Consider the following 13736-nt stretch of genomic DNA (forward strand, 5'->3'; position numbering starts at 1 on the left):
GCGCCCGCGACCGCCGATCTGCTCGCGCGGATGGCTACCGGGATTGCCGACGATCTCGCGACCACGCTGCTGCTCGCGACCGACAAACCCGTGCTCGCCGCGCCGGCGATGAACGTGCGCATGTGGCAGCACGCCGCGACCCGCCGCAATGTCGAGCGCCTCCGCGCCGACGGCGTGACGGTGCTGGAACCGGACGAAGGCCCGATGGCCTGCGGCGAGTTCGGGCCCGGACGCCTGCCGGGACCGGAGGCTATTCTCCGGGCGATCCACGCCGCATTTGGGACGGGCGGGCGCTTGAGCGGCAAGCACGTGATCGTCACCGCCGGGCCGACGCATGAGCCGATCGACCCGGTGCGCTACATCGCGAACCGGTCGTCGGGAAAGCAGGGCTTCGCGATCGCAGCCGCCCTCGCCCGGCTCGGCGCGCGGGTGACGCTGGTCAGCGGGCCGGTCGCGCTGCCGACGCCGGCGGGCGTCACCCGGATCGATGTCGAGACCGCGCGGGAGATGGCGGCGGCCGTCGATACCGCGCTGCCCGCCGACGCCGCCGTGCTGGTCGCCGCGGTCGCCGACTGGCGGGTCGAGCCAAGCAGCTCCAAGATCAAGAAGCAGGGTGCAGCGCCCTCGCTCGCGCTTACCGAGAACCCCGACATCCTGGCTGCTCTCGCCGCCGATCCGCGCCGCCCGGCGCTGCTGGTGGGCTTCGCGGCCGAGACCGACGACGTGATCGCCAACGCGACCGACAAGCGCGCGCGCAAGGGCGCGGACTGGATCGTCGCCAACGACGTCTCCGGCGATGTGATGGGCGGCGCGGACAATCGCGTGCACCTCGTCACCGAAGCCGGCGTGGAGGATTGGGAAGAGATGCCGAAGGACCAGGTCGCTGCCCTGCTGGCCGACAGGATCGCCGATGCCCTCGCCTGAGATCGCGATCCGCCTGAAACGCCTGCCGCACGGCGATGGCCTGCCGCTGCCCTGCTACGCGACCGAGCATGCGGCGGGCATGGACGTGGTCGCGGCCGAAGATCTGACCTTGTCCCCCGGCGCGCGCCACGCCGTCGCCACGGGCTTCGCCATCGCCATTCCCGACGGCTATGAGGTCCAGGTCCGCCCGCGCTCGGGCCTTGCGCTGAAGCACGGCATCACGTGCCTGAACACGCCCGGCACGATCGATGCGGATTATCGCGGCGAGGTGAAGGTGATCCTCGCCAATCTGGGCGCCGAGCCGTTCGCCATCCGCCGCGGCGACCGGATCGCCCAGCTCGTCCCCGCCCCCGTCCAGCGCGCCCGCTTTACGCAAGTCGAGGAGCTGGACGAAACGGGGCGCGGCGCCGGCGGCTTCGGATCGACCGGCGTGTGACTCTCTCCGACGAACAGCTCGATCGCTACGCCCGCCACATCGTGCTGAAGGAGATTGGCGGCGCGGGGCAGGTGAAGCTCGCGCAAGCGCGCGTGGCGGTGATCGGCGCGGGCGGGATCGGGTGCCCCGCGATCCAGTATCTCGCCGCCGCCGGCATCGGCGCGCTCAGGGTGATCGACGACGATGCCGTCAGCCTGTCGAACCTCCAGCGCCAGACGCTGTTCGGCACCGGCGATATCGGCCGGCCGAAGGTCGAGGTGGCGCAGGAAGCGGTGGCCCGACTGAATCCGGACGTCGCTTTCGAAGGCGTCGCGGAGCGGCTGACCGGCGCCAATGCCGGCGCGCTGATCGGCGAGGTCGACCTGGTCCTCGACGGCTGCGACAATTTCGCGACCCGGCTCGCCGTTTCGGATCACGTCACGCGCGCGCGCATCCCGCTCGTCTCCGGCGCACTGGGGCAGTTCCAGGGGCAGATCGGCACGTTCCGCGGCTGGGAGGCTGACCAGCCCTGCTATCGCTGCTTCGTCGGCGACGCGTTCGACGCCGACGATTGCGACACCTGCGCCGAACAGGGCGTGCTGGGCGCCATGGCCGGCCTGGTCGGCAGCTGGGCGGCGATGGAGGCGGTGCGCGCGATCACCGGTTTCGGCCCCGACCCGGCCGGCAAGGTCCATGTCTTCGACGGCATCACCGCGACGCTGCGCACCATCCGCATCCCGAAGGAACCGACCTGCAAGGCGTGCGGGGCCCGCCCGGCCTAACCGACCGGGCCGAAAGTGGCGACGTGGACAAGCTGGACGACCTTGATGACATTCACATGGATTCCGGAAAATCTCCCCTTCTCCGGAATGAGCCGCTTCGCCCGATTTTCTACCATATCAAAGAGCCGCACCGAGCCCGATTCGGCGATGCGCCGAGGCTAGCGGATCGGGCGGGGTGTAGGACAGCACTTGCGCGCCTTGCGAGCCGCAAGCCGCGGGACCTCGCCCATCTCCCATCGAGGCGGGCAGATGGACGTGCCGCGCCTCGGCCGATAGGGATCGAGTAATGACCGAAGAGCGCGCCGGCCTGCCGATCATCGCATTTCCCGACGCCAGCGTCCTGGAACGCTGGCTGGAAGCCCAGCCCGCGAACGCGAAAGGGCTTTGGCTCAAGCTGGCGAAGACAGGCTCGGGCCATAGCAGCGTGACGAAAATCGAGGCGATCGATGCGGCGCTCTGCCACGGCTGGATCGATGGCCAGCTTGACAAGTATGACGACGAGCATTGGCTCGTTCGCTTCACGCCGCGCAAGGCTCGCAGCAAATGGTCGCAGGTTAACCGCACGCGCGCGACCGAGCTCATCGAGGCCGGCCGGATGCACCCAGGCGGGCTGGCGCAGGTCGAGGCTGCCAAGTCAGATGGCAGGTGGGACGCAGCCTATGCTCCGGCGAGCACGGCTGAGGTGCCGGCGGACCTTCAAGCGGCACTGGATCAAAGCCCTGAAGCGGCTGCGTTTTTCGAGACGCTGAGCGGCGCGAACCGGTACGCGATCCTGTATCGCATAGGCGCCGTGAAGAAGCCCGAGACCAGGGCACGCAAGATCGCAGCCTTCGTCGCCATGCTGGAGCGGCGCGAGACAGTGCACGGCTGAGACTAGTCGGTTGCGCGCGTCGGATGGACTTTCGCCAGCCGTAGGCCGGACATTCGTTCAAGAAGGATGCCATTTCCGGGAGCGCCCTATAGCCGCCACTTTTCGTCATTCCCGCGAAAGCGGGAATCCCGCTTCTTCGTGCTCTTTGCGCTCCTTGTGCGAAATTGGTCTCGCACGAAGGGCACGAAGCTCACGAAGCCAGAAAGGAAAGTAGCGGGATCCCCGCTTTCGCGGGGATGACGGAGACTGGCTGCAATCCACCACTTCCGGACCTTCGACCCGCGACACCAAGATTTCGCGTCCAACGACTGGAATGGGTGGATTGCGGACTTGATGTCGCTACGGACATGCAACTCGCAGGTCATTCAATCCCCGGAGGAAAGCCCGGCTCATCAAACACCACGTCCACCGGTATCCGATGATTATCATCGTGATTTGTTTTATAGACTGAAAGTAGGCCAGAGATCGCCTCTCTCGTTTCCGCAAGAGTTAAGTCGAGCATAGGTCCGCTTGGAAATAGAACATTCCACCTTATGACGCTCTGCAAACCGGGAATTTCCCGCTGTTCCGCCTCGGTCGGACGCCTCGAGGCGAACTCGGTCGAAATCTGAACTTGCTCCTCACCTCGCGTTAGCCAAAATGTCCTGTGAGAATACGCTCCTGTTCCCGTTCTAAGCTCAAGGCCACGCTGAGTGTCATAAGTGACGAACTTGTCTCGATCCGAGTAGAACAACTAACGCTCCCAATCAGGCCCGCTCTGATTCTATCGGTCTGCCAAAGGTCCGCAATGGGTCGTTAGCGGACGAACACAGAGAATGTGAACGAGAGTGTGTTTACCGGGCGCGAGACTCGGCCGGCAGATGACGCCAGTGGGCATTTTGCGGAAGGGCGTCAGCGTTCCAAAGCGCCGCACAGCCTCTCTGCCACCGCTTCTGCCGGCCCCTCTATCCGCAGCGTCTTCAAGCGCGCCGTCTGCCCGCTGGCGAGGGTGATTGCGGATTTGGGTACGCCCAGCGCCTTGGCGAGGAAGGTGGTCAGTTCGGTGTTGGCGGCGCCGTCGACGGGTGGGGCGGCCAGGCGGATGCTCAGGGCCGTGCGGCCGTCGGGGAGCAGCGTAGTGCCGGTGATGGCTGTGCGGGATGCCTTGGGCGTGACGCGGACGGTCAGGAGGAGGCCGTCCGGGGTTTGGGACCAGGGGTTGGTCATGCGTCAGTATCCCCCGTTTGCTTCGAGCGTAGTCGAGAAGCGCTGGTCCCTGCGCGGATGCGTCTCTCGACTTCGCTCGAGACGAACGGAATCAGTCACGCGCGGGGATGCGTCTCTCGACTTCGCTCGAGACGAACGGTGAGGGAGCGCACGGCTCACCCCCGCTTCTTGGGCGCCGCCTTCTTCGCCGGCGCTTTCTTTGCGCTGCCCCTGCCTTTTTTCTTCGCGGGACCCGCGGCCGCGCGGGCGTCGAGCAATTGCGCGGCTTCCTCCAGCGTCAGCGCTTCGGGAGCGACCGTCTTGGGAAGCGTGGCGTTGGTGGTGCCATCGGTGACATAGGGGCCGAAGCGGCCTTCCATCAGCCTGATCTCCGCCTCGGTGCGCGGATGGGGGCCGAGCACGCGCAACGGCTCGCGCGCGGCGCCGCGCTGGGGACGGCCGCCCTTGGCCGCATCGGCGAGCTTCGCGACCGCGGCATTCATCCCGGTTTCGAAGACTTCGGCGGTCGAGGCGAGCCGGGCGTATTTGCCTTCGTGCGCCAGATAGGGGCCGTAGCGGCCGATCGACGCGGTGATCGGGGCGCCCGTCTCCGGGTGCGGGCCGATTGTGCGCGGCAGGCTCAGCAGCCGCAGCGCCCAGTCGAGGTCGAGCTCGCCGATGTCCTTGGGGATCGAGGCGCGCTTCGCCTCCTTGCCGTCGCCGAGCTGGACATAGGGGCCGAAGCGCCCGGTCTTGCGGAACACCTCGGCGCCGGTTGCGGGATCCTGCCCCAGCGCCACATCGCCATTGTCGTTCGCGCCGTCCTCGCCGCCGCCCTGCGCGAAGCGGCGGGTGAATTTGCACTCCGGATAATTGGAGCAGGCAACGAAGGCGCCGAAGCGGCCGCCGCGCAGGCCCAGCTGGCCCTGACCGCAATTGGGGCAGAGTCGCGGGTCCGACCCGTCGGCCTTGGGCGGGAACAGGAACGGCGCGAGGAACTCGTCCAGCGCGGCGGTGATGTCGGACGGCTTCTGCTCCATCACCTGCGCGGTCTTGGGCTTGAAATCGCGCCAGAAGGCATCGAGCACTGCCTGCCACTGCGCCCGCCCGCCGGAGACGTCGTCCAGCTCTTCCTCCAGCCCGGCGGTGAAGTCGTAGCTGACATAACGTTCGAAGAAGCGCTCCAGGAAAGCTGTCAGCAGCCGCCCGCTTTCTTCGGGCAAGAATCGATTCCTCTCGACGCGCACATATTCGCGGTCCTTCAGCACCTGCAGGATCGACGCGTAGGTCGAGGGGCGGCCGATGCCCAATTCCTCCAGCCGCTTGACGAGGCTGGCTTCGGAGAAGCGCGGCGGCGGCTGGGTGAAATGCTGTTCGGCATGGACCGCCTTCTTCAGCGGCGCGTCGCCCTGGGACAGGCGCGGCAGCCGGCGGGATTCCTCATCATCCGCATCGTCGCGGCCCTCCTCGTACAGCGCGAGGTAGCCGGGGAAGAGCACAACCTGACCGGTCGCGCGGAGCGCCGTCTGGCCGGTGCCGTCCTCCAGCTCCACGGTGGTCCGCTCCAGCCGCGCCGAGGCCATCTGGCTGGCGAGCGCGCGTTTCCAGATCAGCTCGTACAGCCGCGCATGATCGCCGGAGCCGGCCTGGTCGCGGCCGAAGTCGGTCGGGCGGATCGCCTCGTGCGCTTCCTGCGCGTTCTTGGCTTTGGTCTGATACTGGCGTGGCTTGTCCGGCACATAGCTGCCGTCATAGCGGTTCGCGATCGCGGCGCGGGCGGCGGAAATGGCGCTGCCGTCCATCTGCACGCCGTCGGTGCGCATATAGGTGATCGCGCCGTCCTCGTAGAGATTCTGCGCGACCCGCATCGTGTGGCTGGCGGAGAAGCCCAGCTTGCGCGCCGCTTCCTGCTGCAGCGTCGAGGTGGTGAAGGGCGGCGGCGGATTGCGGGTGAGCGGCTTGGTCTCGACGCTGACGAGGGTGAAGCGGCCGGCCTCGACCGCGGCCTTGGCGGCCTCGGCATCGCCGGCCTTGCCGATCGTCAGCCGGTCGATCTTGTCGCCTTTCCAGCGAACCAGGCGCGCCTGGAACTGGGTGCCGTCCTGTTCCAGATCGGCAAAGACGGACCAATATTCCTGAGCCCTGAACGTCTCGATCTCGCGCTCGCGATCGACGATCAGCCGCAATGCGACCGACTGGACGCGGCCCGCGGACTTGGCGCCGGGCAGCTTGCGCCACAGCACCGGCGACAGGGTGAAGCCGACGAGATAATCGAGCGCGCGCCTGGCCTTGTAGGCGTCGATCAGATCCTCATCGAGCTGGCGCGGCTTCGCCATTGCCTCGGTGACGGCGCCCTTGGTGATCGCGTTGAAGGTGACGCGCTCGACTTCCTTGGGCAGCGCCTTCCTTTTCCTCAGCACTTCCTGGACGTGCCAGCTGATCGCCTCCCCTTCGCGGTCGGGGTCGGTGGCGAGGATCAGCCGATCGGCCTTCTTCGCCTCGTCGGCGATGGCTTTGAGCTGCCGCGCCTTGTCGCCATAGGTCTCCCACTCCATCGCGAAGCCATTGTCCGGATCGACCGAGCCGTCCTTGGGCGGCAGGTCGCGGATATGGCCGTAGGAGGCGAGGACGCGGTAATCGCGGCCGAGATATTTCTCGATGGTCTTCGCCTTGGCCGGCGATTCGACGATGACAAGCTGCATTCGAAAAACCTTTACGTACGTACGCGCGAGGGTGGAGAAGCGATGCGGGCGGCGTCAAGCGGGGTGGTATATGCGGACCTGGCATGTGCTGGCGATCGGAGGAGCGGCCGGCGTGCTGTCCCTTCTCGCCTTGCCGATCGAACAACTCGTACCCGCAAATCCGCTTCCGCGGCTGCTGTTGCGCGCGCTCGCCCTGATTCAACCCGCAATCCTTGTCGCCGCTGCCGTTGGGATCGGAGCCGTCCTTGCGCCGCGCGTGGGCCTGGAGGCTCCGCTGTCGACGGCGCTCGCGCGGCGACAAGCGCCGGGGCCGGTCCTGCGCCGGCAAGCCGGCCCGGCCATCCTCGTCGGGCTTGTGACCGCCGCCGTGCTGATCGCCTATCGATATTACGCGGCCACGCCGATGGCGGGCGCCGGCCCTGTCGCCCAACGGCTCGCCGCCTTCGACCCGCCGCTTGTTACGCGGCTTCTTTATGGCGGCATCGCCGAAGAACTGCTGACCCGCTGGGGCCTTGTTTCCCTCTTTGGCTGGGCAATGTGGCGGCTGGCCGGTCGTCCGCAAGTCCCGTCCGCCGGCATCTATTGGGCCGCCATCGCGCTTGCGGCGCTGCTGTTCGCGGCCGGCCATCTGCCTTTGCTGTTTCTGCTCGCCGGGTCGCCGCCAGCCTGGTTGATTGCCGCCGTGCTGGCCGGCAACGCCTTGCCTGGCCTGCTCTTCGGATGGCTATTCTGGCGGCGAGGGCTCGAGGCCGCGATGATCGCCCACGCCGTCGCGCACCTGATTGCCTGGCTTGCAGGCTGACCGTCGAACGAGGACCAACCCCGCCGACTCTTAACCCGGCGGGGTCGGCCTCAAGTCAAGCGATCGCGAGCGCCGGGCGGCGACGGCGGACCGCCATGCCGGCCAGGCCGAAGCCTGCGATCACCATCGCCCAGGTCGCTGGCTCCGGTATCGCGCCGACGCTCAGCGCCAGGTTGTCGATGACGATGCCGACATTGTCGTTGTCAAGATCTTCGAGAGCGAATGTCGCGCTTCCGCCATTCGCCGGATCGAAAAAGAACGTGACATCCGTCGCTGCAAAATTCGGCGGAATGTTAATGAAGGAAAGCCTCAGCTCGGGCACGTCTGTGAACGTGCCGAAATCGACATTGCCGAAAAACCCGGATCGATATCCGTACGTCCCGCTTACCGGCGTGGCGAAGTAGAAATGGAGCGAGAAATTGTCCGATGGCGCGCCGCGCTGGTTGCCGCTGAACAACAGGCTCAATGCAACGCGTTCGCCGGCGTTAAAAGCATAGGAGTTGCTGGACACCAGCCCGGAGTTGCCGGTCGAGCCGTCCAGATCGACACAGGCGCCCGCTCCCCCGGGGCAGCTGATCCCGAAATCGCCGGATTTGACCAGATCGACCGTGCCGTCCGTAACCGTCAGGCCGTCGAAGCTGTTGTAGTTGAGCGCGGTATTGCCGCCATTTTCAGCGTCGAAATTGTTGCTGTAGACGATCGAGGCACCGGCGGGCGCGGCAAAGGCCGTGGCCGCAAGGGCCGTCAGGACGAGTTTACGCATCGAAAACCCCCCTTCTGAGCCGCCTGGAATGAGCGGCGCAAAAGGGTCTCACCGCCTCTGAGTCGGGTCAAGGCGGATGGTTAACAATCCGTCCCCGAATGGGACAATGCTCACGCCGCGGCGCTTTGGGCGGCGATGGCGCGGTAGTGGTTGCGGATCGTGACCTTGTCGATTTTCTCCGTGCCGAGGCGCGGCAAGGGGTCCGGCGCGATCCAGATGCGATCGGGGATCTTGAAGGCGGCGAGGCGGGAGGCGAGGAACGCGCGCAGGCCCTCGACCGTCAGCGTCCTGCCGTCGGCGGCGTGGACGACCGCGCCGGGCACCTCGCCGAACCGGGGATCGGCGATGCCGAACACCGCGACCTCGGCCACGTCCTCGTTCTCGTAGAACGCCGCTTCGACTTCCTGGCAGCTGATATTCTCGCCGCCGCGGATGATGATGTCCTTCTTGCGGTCGACGATGAACAGATAGCCGTCCTCGTCCAGATAGCCGACGTCGCCGGAGCGGAAATAGCGGTCGGCGGTGAACGCCTCCGCGGTCGCTTCCGGGTTCTTGTAGTAGTGCAGGAAGTTGCAGACGGAGCGGATGCACACCTCGCCCCGCTCGCCTTGGCGGACCGGGTCGCCGGCATCGTCGAGGATCGCCAGATCGACCAGCGGGCGCGAGGCGCGGCCGGTCGAATTGGGCTTGGCGAGGTAATTCTCCCGGAAATTGCCGCAGCCGACGGCGTTGGTTTCGGTCAGGCCATAGCCGATCAGCGGCTTGGCGCCGCCCATCTCGTCCTCGATCCGCTTGACATGCTCGACCGGCCGCGGCGCGCCGCCGGCGGCGAAGTCCCGCACCGTGGAGAGGTCGTATTTGCGGCGGTTCGGGTGGGTCAGGATCTCGAAGCTCATCAGCGGCACGCCGACGAAGTAAGTGATCTTCTCCTTCTCCATCAGCCGCATCGCGTCCTCGGCATCCCATTTGCCCATGATCACCAGCTTGCGGCCGATCGCGAAGCTCTGCAGCATCACCGGTATTTCGGCGGTGACGTGGAACAGCGGCACGTTGAGCAGGGTCGCCGGCTGCAAGGTCGATGCCTCGCCCATCTGGGTCATCAGCTGCAGCGACATCAGCGACTGGGCGATATAGTTGAACGTGCCCTGCAGCACCGCGCGGTGGGTCGAGATCGCGCCCTTGGACCGGCCGGTCGAGCCGGAGGTGAACAGGATCGTCGCGATGTCGTCGCCGGTCAGCTCCGGCAGCGCCGCGTCGCCGGCGCCGCGTCCCAGCACGGGTTCCAGCGCCTGGGCGAGCGGACGGCCGACGTCGAGCGTCACGACGGTCGCGCCGTGCTTCGCCTCGGCGAGCCGCTCGGCGCGCGGCGGATCGGCGAAGACCAGCCTGGTGTCGGTCATGTCGACGGCGTCGGCCAGCTCGGCACCGGTCCACCAGCCGTTCAGCAGGCTGGCGACGCCGCCCGCCATCAATATGCCCATGTAGAGCACGATCCAGGACGGCGCGTTGCGGGCGGCGATGCCGATATGGTCGCCCTTCTCGACTCCGAAGCCCGTCACCAGCGCGTTCGCCACGGCCTGCGCCTGCTCGTAAACCTGGGCGAAGGTCAGCCGTTCGTCGCCGCAGACCAGGAATTCGACGGCGCCGTGCTGCGCGCAGAACCAGGCGAAATAATGCGGCAGCGCCGGCGGGGCGACCGCGATCATCGGCAGGGTGACGCCGTCCTGCTCGATCGTGGTCAGCGCCAGCTGGCCGCCGGGGCCGGTCAGCTGGTCCATGATCGCATCGAGCCGCTTGTCTAGCTCTGACGGCATCCTTCTCACCTCTTGGCTTTATCGTTGCCGCCACTATGCAGGCCGAAATCGCTGGGGAAAAGCCTTGATCCTGCCCATTCTCGCCGACGCCGCCGGCTATCTCCATTTCGACCAGCTGGGCCTGAACCCGGTCGCGCTCGACCTCGGCTTCTTCCAGATCAAATGGTATTCGCTGGCCTATATCGCGGGCATCTTCGCCGGCTGGTGGTACCTGACGAAACTGCTCGCCCAGCCCGGCGCGCCGATGGCGAAGCGCCATGCCGAAGACCTGGTGTTCTACGTGACGCTGGGCATCATCCTGGGCGGGCGGATCGGCTATGTGTTGTTCTACAAGCCGGACATGCTGCTGCACCCGGTCGACGTGCTGAAGCTGTGGGAAGGCGGCATGTCGTTCCACGGGGGGCTGATCGGCGTCGTGCTGGGGCTCACCTATGTCGTCCGCAAGAACAAGCTCAACTGGCTGCGCGTGCACGATTATGTCGCCTGCTGCGTGCCCTTCGGGCTGTTCTTCGGGCGGCTGGCGAACTTCGTGAACGGCGAGCTGTGGGGGCGGCCGACGACCGTGCCCTGGGCGATCGTGTTCCCCAATGCCGGTCCCCTGCCACGCCATCCCAGCCAGCTCTACGAAGCCGCGGGCGAAGGCATCATCCTGTTCGCGATCCTGTGGTTCCTGTTCTGGAAGACCGACGCGCGCTACCAGCCCGGCAAGCTGGTCGGCACCTTCGCGCTGGTCTACGGCGTCACCCGCTTCGGCCTCGAAAAGGTCCGCAACCCCGATGCCGGCCTCGAGCACCTGTCATGGGGGCTGACAATGGGCCAGACGCTCAGCGTGCCGTTGATCCTGCTCGGCCTCTACCTGATCCTGACCGCCAAGGGCCGCCGCCAGCGGGTGGAGCCGGTCGCGGGCACGGAGAGCGTGGCCTGAGCGCATAACGAGGCCGTTCGTATCGAGCGAAGCCGAGATACGCCCTTCGGCTAGCTCAGGACATGCTTCTCGACTTCGCTCGAAGCGAACGGATATGGGCGGCCAGTGGAATCATCTCCCCTCACCTGCACCGACGCACTGGCGGCCGCGATCGTCGTGAACGGGCCGATCCCGGTCGCACATTTCATGGCGGCGGCGAACCGGCATTATTACGCGACGCGCGATCCGCTGGGCGCGGCGGGCGACTTCACGACCGCGCCGGAGATCAGCCAGATGTTCGGCGAGCTGATCGGCCTGTGGCTCGCCGATCTGTGGAGCCGCGCCGACAGGCCGGATGTGCGTTATGTCGAGCTTGGGCCCGGCCGCGGCACGCTGGCCGCCGACGCGCTGCGAGCGATGAAAAGTACAGGACTGGAGCCGCCGGTGCATTTCGTCGAGACGAGTCCGGCCTTGCGCGAGCGACAGCGCGAGCGTCTGCCGGGCGCGACATTCCACGACGGCGTCGAGTCCCTTCCCGACGACCGCCCGCTGCTGATCGTCGCCAACGAGTTCTTCGACGCCCTCCCCATTCGCCAGCTCGTGCGTACCGGAGATGGCTGGCGGGAACGGCATCTCGGCTGGTCGCAGCCTTTATTCGTGCCGGTCGCGAGCGGGCCGCCGCTCGACGCAATCCTGCCCGACGCCCTGCGTGAGGCTCCGATCGGCAGCATCATCGAGACCTCGCCCGCGTCTGCCGCGATCGCGCGGCAACTCGGGCACCGGCTGGCGGCGCAAGGCGGCGCGGCGCTGATCGTCGACTATGGCTATGAAGGCCCGGCGGTCGGCGACACGCTTCAGGCGGTGCGCGGTCACGCCTATGCCAATCCGTTCGAGGAGCCGGGCGAGCGCGACCTGACCGCGCATGTCGATTTAGCAACGCTTGCCGAAGCGGCACGAGCCGAAGGCGCGCGCAGCTACGGGCCTGTCGGACAGGGCGCGCTGCTGGAAGCGCTCGGTATCCGTGCCCGCGCCGAGCGGTTGGCGCAGTCCGCGCCCGCTCGCCGCGACGAGATCGCTGCCGCAATGGAACGGCTGACCGGGGCCGATGCGATGGGCACGCTGTTCAAGGCATTGGCGCTGACCGGCCGCGACTGGCCGGAACCGGCGGGGTTCGCCGCATGATCCGCTACATGGATGCGACGCCCGCCGACGGCCCGGCGCTCGACGCGATGGCGCGCGCCTGTTGGGTCGATACCTTCCGCCACAGCTGCTCGGCCGCGGACATGGCGCTGTATCTGGCCCAAGCCTATGGCCCGAACGGCGCGCTGCTGCGGCACCTTGTCGATCCCGCGCACCGCTTCCGGCTGGCGAAGGACGGCGATGCCATTGCCGGCTATGCCAAGCTGTCGGAGCCGTGGCTGCCCGCAGGAAATTTCGGCCCGCGCGCGCGGCAGCTCAGCCAACTCTACGTCGCACAGCCCTGGCAGGGCGCAGGCATCGCGCAGTTGCTGATGGACTGGACGATCGGCACCGCCCGCGAACTCGGCGCCGACGAACTGCTGCTGACCGTCTGGGAAGAGAACCATCGGGCGATGCGCTTCTATGCGCGCTATGGGTTCAAGCATATCGGCGACTATGCGTTCCAGACCGGCAACCAGACCGATCGCGACCTGATCATGCGGCTGGCGCTGTGAGCGTCGAGGTCATCCGCTCGCCGCTGCTGGACGCGGTGCCGCACGGCTTTCTCGGCCGGCGCGGGGGCGTTTCGACCGGCGTGTGCGCCGGACTGAACGTCGGCACCGGATCGGGCGACGATCCAGCCGCGATCGAGGAGAATCGCCGGCGGGCGGTGACCGCCCTGATGCCGGAGGCGCGGCTGGTCACCGTCTACCAGATCCATTCAGCCGACTGCGTGGCCGCCGAGCCCTGGAGCTTGGCGGACCGGCCCAAGGCGGACGCGATCGTCACCGACCGACCGGGCCTGCTGCTCGGCATCCTGACCGCCGACTGCGCGCCGGTGCTGCTGGCCGATGCCGAAGCGGGAGTGGTCGGGGCCGCACACGCCGGATGGAAAGGCGCGCTCGCCGGCATCACCGACTCGGCTGTCGCCGCAATGGAACGGCTCGGCGCCCGGCGCGAGCGGATCGCGGCAGCAATCGGGCCATGCATTGCCCGCGCGTCCTACGAAGTGGACGATGCGTTCGCGCGCCGCTTCGAGCAGGCGGATCCGGAAAACGAACGCTTCTTCGCCGCGGGCCGGCCGGGGCATCATCGCTTCGATCTCGAAGCCTATGTCGCCGCACGTCTCGCCAGCGCCGGCATCGCCCGCGTCGACGCGCTCGGACTCGACACCTATGCGGACGAAAGCCGCTTCTACAGCTTCCGCCGCGCCACCCACCGCGGCGAGCCGGACTATGGCCGTCAGATTTCGCTGATCGGTTGCGGCCAGTCATCCCGGGCTTGACCGGGGATCCACCTTCCTTTGCGGTCCGTTGCTATGATGAAGGTAGACCCCGGCTAAGGCCGGGGTGACGATTGCTTCGGGCCGGGCTAGAGGCCCTTCACCCTCCCGTT

General features: G+C 67.2%; 13 protein-coding genes. 9 read left to right on the top strand and 4 right to left on the bottom strand.

Annotation, left to right across the window (positions count from 1 at the left end; translation table 11 throughout):
• The 4 genes from coaBC to VFT73_RS05945 all read left to right on the top strand — a co-directional run.
• The coding region (gene coaBC / locus VFT73_RS05930; RefSeq protein ID WP_326409241.1) for a bifunctional phosphopantothenoylcysteine decarboxylase/phosphopantothenate--cysteine ligase CoaBC at window positions 1-924 on the top strand (924 nt) is incomplete at its 5' end.
• Window positions 911-1360: a dUTP diphosphatase gene (gene dut, locus VFT73_RS05935; RefSeq protein WP_326409242.1), complete on the top strand. Its 450-nt coding sequence runs from the start codon at window positions 911-913 to the stop codon at window positions 1358-1360. The genes coaBC and dut, both read left to right, overlap by 14 nt.
• On the top strand, window positions 1357-2121 hold the full coding sequence (locus VFT73_RS05940; protein ID WP_326409243.1) for a HesA/MoeB/ThiF family protein: 765 nt from the start codon (window positions 1357-1359) through the stop codon (window positions 2119-2121). The genes dut and VFT73_RS05940 overlap by 4 nt, the downstream gene beginning before the upstream one ends.
• Window positions 2122-2407: 286 nt before the next feature.
• Window positions 2408-2992: a YdeI/OmpD-associated family protein gene (locus VFT73_RS05945; protein ID WP_326409244.1), complete on the top strand. Its 585-nt coding sequence runs from the start codon at window positions 2408-2410 to the stop codon at window positions 2990-2992.
• Window positions 2993-3883: 891 nt separating this feature from the next.
• On the opposite strand, the gene VFT73_RS05950 is transcribed toward VFT73_RS05945, so the two are convergent.
• Both VFT73_RS05950 and topA read right to left on the bottom strand, forming a co-directional pair.
• Window positions 3884-4198: a DUF167 domain-containing protein gene (locus VFT73_RS05950; RefSeq protein WP_326409245.1), complete on the bottom strand. Its 315-nt coding sequence runs from the start codon at window positions 4196-4198 to the stop codon at window positions 3884-3886.
• A 155-nt stretch (window positions 4199-4353) separates the two neighbouring features.
• Window positions 4354-6879, bottom strand: a complete 2526-nt coding sequence (gene topA / locus VFT73_RS05955) for a type I DNA topoisomerase (protein ID WP_326409246.1) — start codon at window positions 6877-6879, stop codon at window positions 4354-4356.
• A gap of 70 nt (window positions 6880-6949) precedes the next feature.
• On the opposite strand from topA, the gene VFT73_RS05960 reads away from it, so the two are divergent.
• Window positions 6950-7681 carry a type II CAAX prenyl endopeptidase Rce1 family protein gene (locus tag VFT73_RS05960; RefSeq protein ID WP_326409247.1) on the top strand — a complete coding sequence of 244 codons (732 nt, stop codon included), beginning with the start codon at window positions 6950-6952 and terminating at the stop codon, window positions 7679-7681.
• Between the two features lie 55 nt (window positions 7682-7736).
• Here the strand turns inward: VFT73_RS05960 and VFT73_RS05965 are convergent, their stop codons facing one another.
• Together VFT73_RS05965 and VFT73_RS05970 are read right to left on the bottom strand one after the other, a co-directional pair.
• On the bottom strand, window positions 7737-8444 hold the full coding sequence (locus VFT73_RS05965; RefSeq protein WP_326409248.1) for a PEPxxWA-CTERM sorting domain-containing protein: 708 nt from the start codon (window positions 8442-8444) through the stop codon (window positions 7737-7739).
• Between the two features lie 110 nt (window positions 8445-8554).
• Window positions 8555-10258, bottom strand: a complete 1704-nt coding sequence (locus VFT73_RS05970) for a class I adenylate-forming enzyme family protein (protein WP_326409249.1) — start codon at window positions 10256-10258, stop codon at window positions 8555-8557.
• 64 nt (window positions 10259-10322) lie between these two features.
• Between VFT73_RS05970 and lgt the strand changes: the two genes are divergently transcribed.
• The 4 genes from lgt to pgeF all read left to right on the top strand — a co-directional run bounded on the left by lgt (window position 10323) and on the right by pgeF (window position 13626).
• Window positions 10323-11183: a prolipoprotein diacylglyceryl transferase gene (gene lgt / locus VFT73_RS05975; RefSeq protein WP_326409250.1), complete on the top strand. Its 861-nt coding sequence runs from the start codon at window positions 10323-10325 to the stop codon at window positions 11181-11183.
• 186 nt (window positions 11184-11369) lie between these two features.
• Complete coding sequence (locus VFT73_RS05980) at window positions 11370-12344, top strand: class I SAM-dependent methyltransferase (protein WP_326409276.1); 975 nt, start codon at window positions 11370-11372, stop codon at window positions 12342-12344.
• Window positions 12341-12856 carry a GNAT family N-acetyltransferase gene (locus VFT73_RS05985; protein ID WP_326409251.1) on the top strand — a complete coding sequence of 172 codons (516 nt, stop codon included), beginning with the start codon at window positions 12341-12343 and terminating at the stop codon, window positions 12854-12856. The genes VFT73_RS05980 and VFT73_RS05985 overlap by 4 nt, the downstream gene beginning before the upstream one ends.
• Window positions 12853-13626, top strand: coding sequence for a peptidoglycan editing factor PgeF (gene pgeF / locus VFT73_RS05990; RefSeq protein WP_326409252.1), 774 nt, complete (start codon window positions 12853-12855; stop codon window positions 13624-13626). The genes VFT73_RS05985 and pgeF overlap by 4 nt, the downstream gene beginning before the upstream one ends.
• The last annotated feature ends 110 nt before the right edge of the window (window positions 13627-13736 follow it).

Origin of the sequence: Sphingomonas sp. (genome assembly GCF_035758555.1) — a bacterium.
Lineage (GTDB): Bacteria > Pseudomonadota > Alphaproteobacteria > Sphingomonadales > Sphingomonadaceae > Sphingomonas_B.